This is a genomic window from Croceivirga thetidis (assembly GCF_012272815.1).
GTDB lineage: Bacteria > Bacteroidota > Bacteroidia > Flavobacteriales > Flavobacteriaceae > Croceivirga > Croceivirga thetidis.
Genome location: NZ_JAAWWL010000001.1, coordinates 292577 through 305769 on the forward strand (window position 1 = coordinate 292577; position 13193 = coordinate 305769).

Consider the following 13193-nt stretch of genomic DNA (forward strand, 5'->3'; position numbering starts at 1 on the left):
CCATGCAACTAGAAAAACAACTTGTCCTTTTCAGGTACATCTTGCATCAGTTGGGTTATGAAGCCTTTGAAGACTTGCGAGATGAGTTTAACTGCAAAGAGTCAGGCACTAGTTCAACGGGCTATACCTATTTTGCCAGTGCTTTAATGTCTAACTCAGACAAACTCATTGAAGATAGAGAGATACAGCAATACGATGAAGCCATCCAGGGCTATGAGAAAAAACTCCGAGAAAACCGAGCTGAACCGTTTCTCACATTCAAATACTACCAATGGTTTGCCTTGCTATTCACCGAGTACTTTTTTGACCAATACAGCAACAATTCAAATCAACTAATTACCAAGCTGAATGAATATGCTGAAGGAAGCAAAGACTTTAAGCAAATAGAAGTCTACTCAGAAAAAGACTTGAAGAAATTGGCTTATTGGATGGCTACCGGAAGTGGCAAAACCCTTTTGATGCATTGCAACTATTGGCAAATCACTAAGTATTTCAAAGAATGGGAAAACATCATTCTAATAACCCCAAATGAAGGATTAAGCAGGCAACATTATGAAAGTTGTATTGAAAGTGGTATTCCTGTAAAGCTCTATTCAGGAAGTGAAGAAAGCCTAAAAACAAAAGAAGGTGAAATACTCATTTTAGAGATTACTAAATTGGTTAAAGACAAGGAGGGAGAAGGTGTAAGTGTGGATGTCGATTACTTCTCAGAGTCAAAGAACTTAGTATTCATTGATGAAGGACACAAGGGACAAAAGTCCGAAGAAAGAGCATGGAAGAATCTTAGAGAGCATTTGACTCGTGGCGAAGGTTCTTTCACCTTCGAGTATTCAGCAACCTTTGGTCAGATCATCACCAACAGCACTAAAGACTTATTACAGGAATACGGTAAGTCCATCATTTTTGACTACTCCTATCGCCATTTCTATACAGATGGTTATGGCAAAGACTTTAGTGTGTTCAACCTTGACACCAAAAACGAATACAGTGAGGAACAAAATAAGCTACTTCTTGCAGCTAGTTTGTTAGGTTATTACGAGCAGCTTGAACTGTTTGAGAAATATGAAAAAGAGCTGCGCCAATACAATATCGAGAAGCCTCTTTGGGTATTTGTTGGAAGCCGTGTAATTGGCACTGGTAAAACACAATCGGATAAATCGACTGTCTCTGATGTTTCTAGGATTATAAAGTTCTTTAAGTATGCACTTGCATCACCTGCTTCTTTGCAAGTGGATATTGACAAAATACTTAATGAAAGCACAGGGCTAAGAGATGCAGATGGAAATGACATTTTCAAAGGACACTTTGAACACCTTCGAACATTTAAACCCATAGCTGAATCTATCCTTAGCAAAGTATTCAATGGTATTGGAAACATAGAAGCATTTCAAGTAAAACAGGCAGAAGGTGAAATTGCGTTAAAGACAAAAACCAGTGATCAGTACTTTGCCGTCATTAATATTGGTGATGTACCGAAGTATACCAAAACACTTGAAGCAGATACTGAAGGAGAATTGACCATTCAAGATGATAATTTTTCCAACTCATTATTTCAAGCCATTTCAGAGACTAACTCTACCATCAATATCCTAATTGGATCTAAGAAGTTTATCGAAGGTTGGAACTCATGGAGAGTTTCAAGTATGGGTCTTATGAACATGGGTAAAAGTGAAGGTGCTCAAATCATTCAGTTGTTTGGTCGTGGTGTTCGTCTAAAAGGTAAAAACCTATCCCTAAAACGAGAAGAAGCTAACGCTCCTTACCATATCCGAGCACTACAGAACATTTCAATAATGGGCTTGAACGCTTCTTACATGAATCGTTTCTTAACGGAAATAGAAAAAGAAGTTCCTGATTACACCAATATTCCAATAGAAATCAAACTCAACCATGAAGAGCTGTGGGATGGACAAATAATGACCTTCAAAAAGCAAGAAGGAAAATCCTTTAAGGATGAACTGATTGAATTGAAATATAGCGCAGATGTGGCGAAAAGGGTTACTATTGACATGCGTAATAAAATCAGCATTGCAGCAGGTGGTTTCAATAGCCAGGTGGCAGAAGATGTTTTAGACTATCAGGAGAATTTCCTCAAGGAGTTTCGAGACTTTATCGACTACAACGCTCTTTTATTGGAAGCCAACAGATTCAAGTTGCTTAAAGGGTATCACAACTTAATTGTAAATCAACTTGTGCTATCCGAGCTTATAGCAAGTGGCGGCTTCAATCTATTAAGTCACAAAGGTCAATTTGGCATCAACGGAGCTATTTTAGGCAAAATACAGGGAGTTGCTGTGAGCTTGGTAAAAGACTATATCAATAAGTTCTATGCTGATAAAGAAAAGGCTTTCCTTTCCGAACACCTTACTTATGATATGCTCTCACACAAAGAGCATGAAGCAATGTTCCCCGCTTCTCATACTATGATTGTGAAGGTGCCCAAAAAACAAGATTTGTTCATTAAAGAATTAGAAGCTAAGATAAAAGTGATGTATGAGAAGGATGATACGACGCTTCCATCTATTCACTTTGATAAGCACCTTTACTCGCCGATTGCCTCAATAGCTGATGGCAAGAAGTTCAAAGAGATTAAAACTGTTCCTGTACGGTTAAATGAAGGTGAAAGAGACTTTATAGACCATTTGCGCCAGTTCGTAAAGGAATCAGATAAATTCAAGCACAAACAGCTATTTGTGCTCCGTAACCTATCGGTTAAGGGTATTGGTTTCTTTATGGATAGCTCTTCATTTTACCCTGACTTTATCCTTTGGGTAGTTGATGGCAAAACGCAGTACATCTACTTCCTTGATCCGAAGGGGATTTTACTAGGAGAAACACACTTCAATAATCCCAAAGTATTATGGTGCAATAACGATGCATCCACTTTGGAAGCTAAAATTCAAGCTGACTTAAAAAATGACAAAAAAGACGTTGAAGTTCACATTTCGGCATTCATTCTATCAGTAACACCGTTTGAAAAAGTCAGAAAGGTTTGGAGCGATGGTAATGTTACTAAAGATGATTTTGCTGAGAACAAGGTGCTTTTTATTGAGAAGAATAAGTCTTACTTAAGTTCAATATTTGGACATATAGAGTGATGACCAAAATAGAGATTCATGAGCACGTGCTTCAATTTTTGATTGAACAAAAGATTAATTTTTTACCAAGACAAACGAATCGAGATAATAAACTGAAAAAGCAAGAATGGTTTTTAAATGGACCAGGTTACAATTGTTTTTCTTTCTGGACTGGTTTTGATGGTGATAGAAAAGTTCCAAAAATAGCATTGTTTTTCAGTTTAGAAGCACCATTTCAACTAAGATTGGTTCTTAATTCAAGAAGCGATTTCTCGGCTCTGTCTTTATTGGAGAATATTGCCAATGATTTGGGGTTAAAACCAAAACCAAATCGGAAAAACGAATGGTCAAAGATTCTTGGAAAAAAACTTAGCGAAATTTTAGAATTACAAATAGCCATTAAAGAATTCATCAATAATGAAAGACTTATAATTGACGAATTGGTTGACAAACATAACCATCCAAAAATTAAATCGATTTCCGATGAAAAATTTCTTAAAGTAATTACCAACCTCAATAAATATAGAGATACAAAAAACCGACTTGATTTTTCATCATCAAATATCGTTGGAGCTAGAAAAAGACTCAAAAGAAAAGGGGTAAAGTCAAAATCTGAAGAGACAGAAATACGTTCTTTTCTAGCCGAAAGACTAGCAATAAAGAAAACACATAACAAGCTCCAAAATCAGTTGTTCAAAAACCTTTCGAAAAAACACCCACAGGGCCATTTGATAATGGAAGAGAATTATATTGATTTAAAGTTTGAAGATGATAAAACTATTTCCTTGTACGAAGTAAAACCTTATTCCTCTGTAAATCGTTGCATAAAAGAATCATTGGGTCAACTAATGGGATATTATTACAATCTTCAAAATCCTCATAACAAAACCGTTCAACTATTTATTGCAGGACCTAATGAACTAAGTAATTCAGATAAGGACTATTTAAACTTTATCAAAAATCAACTAGAAACTGATTTAGACTACTTAGCTATTGATTTATAAAATCCTACGATTATTATTCCTTCTTTTTTTCATCATCTGGTTTTTTAACTATTGGTTTAAGTGATTCTTTTTTAGGCTTTTCGATAAGGTCAATAGCATTTATAGTATTTATAGCTTTTAATTCATTTTTGGATAGTGCTTCTTTGGTCAAATATATTCTCCTTTTTTTTCCAGTAGATTCGTCTTTCCCGATACTCTCAAAATACAAACGAAATTTTTTGGTTTGGAGCAGTTTTACTGTTGGCTTTTCTAATATTCTATTTAACCAACCGTAGAAAAGTACTGGGTCATCATCTTCAAAAAGGTAAACCTTCTCCTGGTAGCCGTACCTGTCAATTTTTAATATGTAATTTTTGATAGAGTCCTTACTTTCTACATTTGCTTTGACTTCAAAAACCTTCTTGCAGTAATCATATTTAGAAATTGTAGGTTCTTCTAGCTGTGATATGTCATCATCGGCTATTCTATAAAATTTTACACGATCATCAAACTCACCAATATTATTGCCAATTTCAAGATTCTTCACACCACGAACCACTCCGTCATATGCAACATCAAAGGAGAACTCCATGTCTTCTGTTTCATTACACTGTATATAACCTACATTGTAACGCTTAACATCTATTTTATTGGCCTCATTTAGGTCGTATTCATTGAACATATTGGAAAAATCAAAGACATTTGCTGACTGCCCCTCCTTAAACTTCATTGTGGCCGTTAATACCACATTATCGGTAATACCTGCCAAAGGGCGTCCTCTCTGCGCTACAGTAATTGTTTTAGGGGTAAAGGAAAAACTTGTTTTAATGGTGCTCTTTTTTAAGGTCAGATTCTCTTTGATATTTTCTGTGTTATTGTAACCTAATTCAGCAGAAACACCCTGGTTCACTTCGCTGGAATTTGATGTTGAATCGGTTTGAGTTGTATTATTGCTTTGATTTGAACCACTTAGTACACTAGAAGTTGGCGTTTCACTTGCATCAAATTCATTCTGAGTATCAGAATTATTTGTGCCCGTTGTAGATTCTGAAACTGTATTTGAAGAATTTCCATTGTTGATTTTAGCGCCTAATTCTGCAGCAATCTTACTGTTAAACGTAACCTCGTTGGTCCTTTCTAATGTCCCTAAATCTATAGTTTCCAGTTCATTTTCTATACGATCAATCGAGTAAATCTTTATGTTACTATTATTTAAGCATAAAGTGGTATTTAAAAACTCTAATCTAGTATTGTCATGCATTAGACTATCATGGGTATAGAATTTTTTAATATTTGAAAATAAAAATCGCGCTTTAAAACTTGTTAAGTTAATATCACTTTTAGAGGTTGTCTTTTTTTTTGGTTCCTCGACTTTACTTAAAGGTTCTTTTATTAACTCAATTATTTTGGCTGCTGAATTTGTGTTGTCCCCTAGAACTTTTAACAAGGTATGCGGTATACTATCTCGCAAATCAAAAAAGGTTTTGGCCTTTTCTTTTTCTTTTTTCGGTTCAGAAGGCAAAGGAAGTAGACTCACAGAAACATCAATGAAATTGTCATTTTTAACACTAGAATCATATTCGTAGGGACCATTTTTCCAATGAGAAATTTCTGTGGTAGCACCACAAGAAATTAATAACATTATAAAAGTGAAAATGCTTATAATATTCTTTAAAAATGTTCGCTTTTTCATAATTTATAATATTTCAAAGATTGAATAAATTTGGGTTGTTGAACTTCCCATGCATTCATTAGGGTCGGTCTCATGAAATCTAGCAATTATTTCATCGCCTATACTTACACCGTTACAACTAATCGCACCGTCATTTACTGAATAATATTCTGTTGAAGAAGGTAACGGCACATCATCTCCAGGATCCAAATCATCAGTATTTTCAAGAATTCTGATAATATCTCCTTTCTTTAAATTATCGAAAAAATCAAGTCTAGATGTAGAATCAAAATTAAAATCAGTGAATAGATGATTTATTTTAGTTCTTGCATAGGCGTGATTATAATTTGTTTGTCTAATGAAATTGACTACTTTATTTTGATTGGTTTCTAAGGTAACACTAATGAATTTACCATTATTCATTAAAAAATACTTGCCCGTATCCTTATTCAACCATTTTATTTTTTTATCACTTTCCAATTTTTGAAAAGCTGTTTGCATTTCAGAATTCATCTTTTCTTTTTTGCCTTACATTGAAGTGGTAAATATATTTTTTCAATAAAATGTGTTCCATACCCAAATATGGGTATTTTAAAGAGCGGGGGGATTTATGAGCGTATTAACCAAAATCGAAAATTTCCCTTACAACTTAAACTAAACTATTTTGTTTTTGAGTTGGGCGAGGGAGACTTGTGGTTGACTATTATTTAAATATAACAATTGTGTATTAAAATGGGAAACACATTTAACCCTAGCATTTCTATTTTGAAAATGTCCCAACTAATGATTTAGTGATAACATCTACGGAGAGATAACAGACAATTTTTCTAAAGAATAAAAACCAAAAAGACGTTTAAATAGTATTGGTTTTATTCTCCGATAACCCGTTGAATCGAGTTTTTGAGTACAGTCCTAAACCCTAAGGTAAATCCGGTTTCGTAGAATCCTTCTTTTTCTTCTTCCCTAACAATCCTCCAAGAATATTAGTGGCCGCATCTTTTACTGCATCTTTTTGTTCCGTAGAATCAGTGGCTGTGCTGTCTTTCTTTTTTCCCAACAAACCACCAAGGGCATCCGCTAGCCCAGAACCCTGGGTTTGGGTGGAGTCGGTTTTCTCGCCGCCCAATAGTCCGCCGATTAAATCTTTGGCCTTTTCCTTGCCCTGGTCGAGGAGTTTTTGTTTTTGAATTTCCACCAATTGTTTGGTCAAGTTTGACACTCCCGAAGTTAAATCTGTGGTGACCTTGGGGCTGGTGTAATTACCGCCAATATTGGCGATGACCGGTATGGTCAACTCTTTTAAACTATCGTCGTTAATTTGGGCAATCAGCTTGTTCACCTCAGCACCCAAATATTTGGCCGGCACATCAAGCGTCGCCTGGTATTGCAGTTGCGCATCAAAGGTATGCGTACCCCATAGGTTGATGGCGATGTCTTTGTATTTGAGTGAAATCGGTTTGGTGGCCACTTTACCATCTTTAAAAGAGAGGGCTGTTTTTAAATCGCTTACATCAAGCTTATCAAAATCGATAAAGTCGAATTTTTGGTCCAAAGCGGCAAGGGCCGGGGCATTTCGGGTATCTACTTTGGTCGATAGCAATTGCCCCAACAAATCCCCAGAAAGGGAGCCCAAACTTGGGGTCATGTCATCTTTCAGGTTTCCGGAAAGTTTAATGTCGGAGTTCAGCTTGCCCTGAAAAGCCTTCGCGACAGGGGCCAATACTTTAAAGAGGTCCAAGGCCTGAAAAGATTCTGCGATTTTAAAGCCCTCAATACCAAGGCCCATATCAAAAGTGGAGATTTCACCTTTGGTGCTTACCGTGCCATTCATCGCCAGTTTTCCATCAAAAATATCGGAACTCAGATTTTCTAAAGTTGCCGTTTCGTCCTTGACCAACAAACGCCCTTTTATATTTTTGAGGTTTAGGTTGTCGTACAATACCGAGTTGGCAAAAGCATCAATGGTGGCATCCAAGAAACTGGGTATTTTAATCCGCTCCGTAGTTTGGGTTGGCACATCTTCTTCAAGTGTCTCCTCATCAACGGCTTCTTCCACCATAAAATCATTTACGGCAAAGGTGTTGGACTGCAGCTTAAACCGGCCTTCCAGATTTTCATCGTTAAAGGCATAGCCCAACAAATTCGTCAAAGTACCTGTGGCTGCAAAATCAGTTTGGCCCGTCTTTCCACTGAATTTATCCAAAGAAACCGTTGTCGGATTAAAGGTCAAAGCGGCTTCTTGTATGTCGACCGGATTTTTCAACTCTTCCGATTCGTAATGAAACCCGCTTAGACTCGCCTTACCACTGGTTTTGGTGTTTTGGTATTGGTGGTTTTCCAAAGAAGCCATATCAAAGGCGGTGGTGACGTCCGCAGTCAGTAGTCCTGTAAGTCCGTAATCGGCCGGCATGGGATAGGCCTTTGAAATGTTGGCCAAATTTATCTTTCCGTCGGCATGCATATTCACCTTGGTGTTACCCAACAACTCCCGAATCTTGGCATTTAGGTTGAATTTATCCTCATCAATCTGAAAACTCAGGCGATTAATATTGACATAAGTGTCTTCTGTGATGCCGGTTTCGTTGTTGATTTGGGTATCGATAAACACATTGCGTACCGCCTTGGGCAAATCGGCATATTTAAACGAAGCGTTGTTTGAATTGATGTTGATGTTAAAGGTGGGAATATGGTCATCGTCCACAATTCCTTTAAACTGCCCATCCACTTCAAAATTACCGGTAGTAGTCACCCCATCAAGATTGCTGGCATAGGCTTCAGGAATCACGGCCAAAAAGTTTTTAAAGTCCGAAGAAGGGGTTTTGAATGAAATGTCCACTTCTTGGTTCTCCTCATTGACTTTTACAAAACCGTCAAACACCAAAGGCAGTTGGTTCACTAAGGCCTTGTTTTCTAAAAAGGAATATTTGTTTTCGTTTAAATCGATGCCGATTAGGGCATCAAGTGCCACCTTGTTTTTATTCAGGTATTGGGTACTGTCCATCTCAAAAGACACCAAGGCATCCGTTTTGGTCTGCAATTGTGAATTCGCCAACGACAAATCTCCCGAACCGGAATGGTTCATTTCAGAAATGACCAAGTGCATACCTGTGGCAAAATCGTCATAGATAACCTCGGCATTGGTGATGGCATACTCCTGTAAATCCAACATAAAGTTGGAAGCTTTTTCTTCTGTAGCAGGTGCTGTTGTTTCCTCCTCCAAGGCAATGTCGTAATTCGCATTCTCCTCGGCATCCACTTTAATGTGCAGCTTGGCCTTGTCCAACAACAATTTCTTGATACCTATCGGTTCTTCAGCCGATTTAAAGAGCTCTTTGATTGACATATCCAATTCAATATCTCCAGCTGAAAACAGCGTATCGCCTTCAAAGGGAGCCTTGTTGACCAATGAAACGCCTTTTAAATCCACATAAGCATCTGGGAAACTTTTGATTAGGCTCAGATTGGCATCCTCAAAATCAAGGGTGGCATTCATGCTTTGGTTTGCCTTGTTCTTGATAATGTCAGCAATCTTCGCTTCCAGAAAAAAAGGTACCGCGATTAGCAATCCTATTAAAACCAAAAGGGTAATCACTACTATTTTTAAGACGCGTTTTTTCTTTTTTGCCATGGTATGTGTTTGGACACAAAACTTAGGGAAAAGTCATTAATCCAGCGTAATCTCTTCCCCTAACTTTAGGTTAAATCTTTTTCTTAGAAGATATACGAACAAATAGAGAAAAGGGGTGTCGATAAACGCTATAAAAATCTTAAAAAGAAAGCCACTGATGACCAAGCCATAGAATAGGTCCCAAGGCAGTACCCCAAAAATGCAGAGTAGCCCAACCACGGTCACCGTATCGACCAATTGTGAAGAGAAGGTAGAGAAGTTATTACGCAACCACAGCATCTTGCCCTTGGTCACCCGTTTCCAGAAATGGTAAATGGAAATGTCAATATACTGGGCAAACAGGTATGCCAACATCGAGGCCAAAACCCCAAGGGGCGACAGCCCAAATACCTGGGTAAAAGTTTCATCACCGATGGGCGAGCTTTCTATTGCTGGGGCCACATTGGCCAAATAAATAATTCCCATGGAAAATACCGAGGCAAAAATACCAGCCGTAACCACTTGATTGGCCTTCTTTTTACCGAAAATCTCTGAAATCAAATCGGTAATCAAAAAGGTAATGGGGTAGGGTAAAATACCCACCGAAATCTCAAACAAGGGTGCCCCAAAAACGGTCACATCACCAAAGGGTTTCCAGTAGAAAAACTTTTGAAAAATAAGGTTGGAAACGACCAAGGAGGTGATAAACAATGCCCCGAGGTAGAGGTAAATCCGAAAAGCAGTTTTTTGGTCTTTTTGGTTCATGGAAAAAGGTCTCGACCTATTTTGTCATTCCGAAGGCAATGAGGATTCCCTTATTTCAAGGAAAAGATTTCTCGCTTTTGCTCGAAATGACAAATACGATTACTTAATATTCAATTCGTAAGGCATTCGTGCTTGAACGCCTTGGTTCTCAGTCATTTTTTTGAGGGATGTCAACACTTCGTAGGCCTCATCACCAATTTCTTCCTTAAGGAGTGAATTGCCCAATTTTAGTTTGGCTGAACTAAGGTCTTCCATCAACAATTCAAAATCCGATTTGTACCGTGGGTATTTACGAATACCAAATGATTCTATTTCGGCCAGTTCAGCGGCGACCTCAATTGCCTTATCCAATCCGCCCAACTCATCAACCAGTCCAATTTTTTGGGCTTCCACCCCACTCCATACCCGACCTTGGGCGATGGCATCTATCTCTTCGAAGGTCTTCTGACGCCCTTGGGCCACTAAACTCACAAAGGTATCATAGGTCTCTTCAATGCTTTCTTCAACCTGCGAACGAAACGATTCGGTCATAGGTTCAAACAACGAATAATCGACCGAATTAGCATTGGTACCCACTTGTTCGGCATTGACACCGATGTCTTCAGAAAGTTCACTGATATTTGGTATCGTACCAAAAACACCAATGGAACCCGTAATCGTAGTCGGTTCGGCAATTATCCTATCTGCTGCTGCGGCGATATAATAACCACCTGAAGCCGCAATATTACCAAAGGAAACCACTACCGGTTTCGTCTGGCGCGTCAACTCGACTTCGCGCCAAATAATATCCGACACCAACGAACTGCCCCCAGGGGAATCCACCCGAAGTACTACGGCCTTTACTTTTTCATTTTCACGTGCTTTTTTCAATGCTCGATTGATAATGCCTTGACCAATAACATCTTTGGTGCCTTCACCATATAGAATCTCGCCCTGGGCATAGACAACGGCAATCTTATCGGTGCCCGATGGCTTGCCTTTGGTTTGGGCCACAACACCATAATCCTCTAGCGAAATACTGTTGATTTTATCATCTTCACCCAAGCCTAATTTTTCACGTAGTTGTGCATCAAACTCATCATGGAACAAGGTGCCGTCAATCAAACCACTTTCAACTGCAAAGGCCGGCAATCTGGCCCCAAGGGTATCGGCGATGCTATTTAAGTTTTCGGTTGAAATGTTTCGAGATGTTGAAATGTCTTCCAACATACTGTCCCAAATTGACGTTATCAATTCCTTAATCTGTTGGCGGTTTTCATCACTCATGGTATTCGACAAAAAGGGCTCTACGGCACTTTTATATTTTCCATGGCGGATAACCTCCATTTTGATTCCTGTCTTTTCCTGTAAATCCTTATAAAAAAGAACCTCAGAAGCCAATCCCTTAAAATCCATTCCCCCTTGTGGATTTAGATATACCTTATCGGCAATACTGGCCAACCAATAGTCTTTTTGGGAGTAGAAATCGGCATGGGCCAATATGAACTTACCTTCTGATTTAAAATCAGCCATGGCCCGACGAATCTCTTGGGTCTGTGCCATACCAGCCAGCGAAAAACTGGTTCCAAGGCGAATACCCTTAATATTTGGATCTGTCTTAGCCACTGTAATAGCGTGCAAAATTTCATCCAAACCTTGGCCTTCAGAAAAGAGGCTACCAAAAGGGTCTTCTGGATTGTTACCCAAATAATCGTATATCGGTTCAGAGAGACTAATATCCAATACTGAATTTTCCTTAACTGTAATTCCGTCGCCTGCACTGCCAACGAGGGCAGCAAAAATGAAGAACATCACCACTAAAATTCCGAATGCGATAAGGCAACCCAGTATGGCCGCCAATAGATTCCGCAAAAACTTCATTTGTTCATAATTTATAAGGGGCAAAGATAACCAAAGTGGTATTGTTTTGATATTTTGCCGATTGGTTTATGGAAGTAAAGCATTTGGTTTATCTATCGCTTGGGAGTAACATGGGCAATCGCCTCATGCACCTGCAAAAGGCCATTTTTGAATTGGACGCTGATGCTGGTGCTGTGGTCAAGGTCTCTCCCATTTATGAAAACCCTGCCATGGGTTTTGAGGGCGATGATTTTTTGAATATCTGTGTTGGCCTAGAAACGGTCTTGGATCCCTTTCAACTGTTGAACCTCTTGCTTAAGATTGAGTTAGACCATGGACGAGAGCGTTTTGCAGATGGTAAGTACACTTCAAGACCCCTCGATATTGACATCATTTATTATGACCAATATATCATTGATGAGGAAAACTTAATTGTTCCGCATCCGCATATGCCGGACCGCAAATTTGTCTTAAAACCACTGGCCGATATAGCCCCGCAATTTTACCATCCCGGTTCAAAAAAGGATACTCGAAACTTATTGCAGGAATCACGCGACAAAACCAAACTGGCTAAATTGGACAAAAAACTCTTTCGCAACCGAAAAGAGCTCTTTGCCCGTTTTCAATTTTTGACCATTGAGGGTACCATAGGCGCTGGAAAAACAAGTTTGACACAAAAAATCGCCGAAGACCTCAACGGAAAGCTCATTTTGGAACGGTTTGCGGACAACCCCTTCCTACCAAAGTTTTATGAGGACCAATCGCGTTATGCATTTCCTTTGGAAATGTCCTTTCTGGCAGATCGCTACCAGCAATTCACCGAAGACATTGCGCAATTTGATTTGTTCAAGGATTTTATCATTAGTGATTACGATGTTTCCAAATCTTTGATTTTTGGTGGAATCACCTTGCAGCAAGAAGAATTTGAGCTCTACCGGAAGCTTTTTAATTTAATGCATAAAGAGATAAAGAAGCCTGAGGTGTATTTCTATTTATACCAAAATACGGACCGACTGTTGGAAAATATCGCTAAACGGGGTCGGAGCTATGAGAAAAATATTGAGCGGGATTATCTCGAAAAAATCAATGCTGCCTATTTGAATTACCTAAAGACCATTCCTGAGGCTAATAAACTAATAATCAATGTTGAACAGTTTGATTTTGTGGAGAACCAAGCGGACTATGACACGATGTTGGGCATAATGGAAGAGAAACTTATTGCTAACATTTTCTTTACATAATTTCACAAA

Annotated in this window: 8 protein-coding genes; 3 read left to right on the forward strand and 5 right to left on the reverse strand. The window is 38.6% G+C overall.

The window, feature by feature from the left end; genetic code table 11:
* Nucleotides 1-2: 2 nt before the first annotated feature.
* Both HCU67_RS01360 and HCU67_RS01365 read left to right on the forward strand, forming a co-directional pair.
* The gene (locus HCU67_RS01360; RefSeq protein WP_168550816.1) at nucleotides 3-3098 is read left to right on the forward strand and encodes a DEAD/DEAH box helicase family protein; all 3096 of its coding nucleotides are present in this window, start codon (nucleotides 3-5) and stop codon (nucleotides 3096-3098) included.
* Nucleotides 3098-4081, forward strand: a complete 984-nt coding sequence (locus HCU67_RS01365; protein ID WP_168550817.1) for a hypothetical protein — start codon at nucleotides 3098-3100, stop codon at nucleotides 4079-4081. Before HCU67_RS01360 ends, HCU67_RS01365 begins: the two co-directional genes overlap by 1 nt.
* A gap of 13 nt (nucleotides 4082-4094) precedes the next feature.
* Here the strand turns inward: HCU67_RS01365 and HCU67_RS01370 are convergent, their stop codons facing one another.
* The 5 genes from HCU67_RS01370 to sppA form a co-directional block, all read right to left on the reverse strand.
* Nucleotides 4095-5753 carry a hypothetical protein gene (locus HCU67_RS01370; protein WP_210423597.1) on the reverse strand — a complete coding sequence of 553 codons (1659 nt, stop codon included), beginning with the start codon at nucleotides 5751-5753 and terminating at the stop codon, nucleotides 4095-4097.
* A gap of 3 nt (nucleotides 5754-5756) precedes the next feature.
* On the reverse strand, nucleotides 5757-6245 hold the full coding sequence (locus HCU67_RS01375) for a hypothetical protein (RefSeq protein WP_168550819.1): 489 nt from the start codon (nucleotides 6243-6245) through the stop codon (nucleotides 5757-5759).
* Between the two features lie 406 nt (nucleotides 6246-6651).
* The gene (locus HCU67_RS01380; protein ID WP_168550820.1) at nucleotides 6652-9360 is read right to left on the reverse strand and encodes an AsmA-like C-terminal region-containing protein; all 2709 of its coding nucleotides are present in this window, start codon (nucleotides 9358-9360) and stop codon (nucleotides 6652-6654) included.
* Nucleotides 9361-9396: 36 nt separating this feature from the next.
* On the reverse strand, nucleotides 9397-10104 hold the full coding sequence (locus tag HCU67_RS01385) for a queuosine precursor transporter (RefSeq protein WP_168550821.1): 708 nt from the start codon (nucleotides 10102-10104) through the stop codon (nucleotides 9397-9399).
* 99 nt (nucleotides 10105-10203) lie between these two features.
* Nucleotides 10204-11964 carry a signal peptide peptidase SppA gene (sppA, locus tag HCU67_RS01390; RefSeq protein WP_168550822.1) on the reverse strand — a complete coding sequence of 587 codons (1761 nt, stop codon included), beginning with the start codon at nucleotides 11962-11964 and terminating at the stop codon, nucleotides 10204-10206.
* Between the two features lie 68 nt (nucleotides 11965-12032).
* Here sppA and folK point away from each other — a divergent pair, with 68 nt between their 5' ends.
* Complete coding sequence (gene folK / locus HCU67_RS01395) at nucleotides 12033-13184, forward strand: 2-amino-4-hydroxy-6-hydroxymethyldihydropteridine diphosphokinase (protein ID WP_168550823.1); 1152 nt, start codon at nucleotides 12033-12035, stop codon at nucleotides 13182-13184.
* Nucleotides 13185-13193: the final 9 nt, after the last annotated feature.

Excerpts from the sequence above, each read along its gene's own strand:
- HCU67_RS01360 (WP_168550816.1), top strand. The coding sequence starts at position 3 with ATGCAACTAGAAAAACAACTTGTCCTTTTCAGGTACATCTTGCATCAG.
- HCU67_RS01365 (WP_168550817.1), top strand. The coding sequence starts at position 3,098 with ATGACCAAAATAGAGATTCATGAGCACGTGCTTCAATTTTTGATTGAA.
- HCU67_RS01370 (WP_210423597.1), bottom strand. The coding sequence starts at position 5,753 with ATGAAAAAGCGAACATTTTTAAAGAATATTATAAGCATTTTCACTTTT.
- HCU67_RS01375 (WP_168550819.1), bottom strand. The coding sequence starts at position 6,245 with ATGAATTCTGAAATGCAAACAGCTTTTCAAAAATTGGAAAGTGATAAA.
- HCU67_RS01380 (WP_168550820.1), bottom strand. The coding sequence starts at position 9,360 with ATGGCAAAAAAGAAAAAACGCGTCTTAAAAATAGTAGTGATTACCCTT.
- HCU67_RS01385 (WP_168550821.1), bottom strand. The coding sequence starts at position 10,104 with ATGAACCAAAAAGACCAAAAAACTGCTTTTCGGATTTACCTCTACCTC.
- sppA (WP_168550822.1), bottom strand. The coding sequence starts at position 11,964 with ATGAAGTTTTTGCGGAATCTATTGGCGGCCATACTGGGTTGCCTTATC.
- folK (WP_168550823.1), top strand. The coding sequence starts at position 12,033 with ATGGAAGTAAAGCATTTGGTTTATCTATCGCTTGGGAGTAACATGGGC.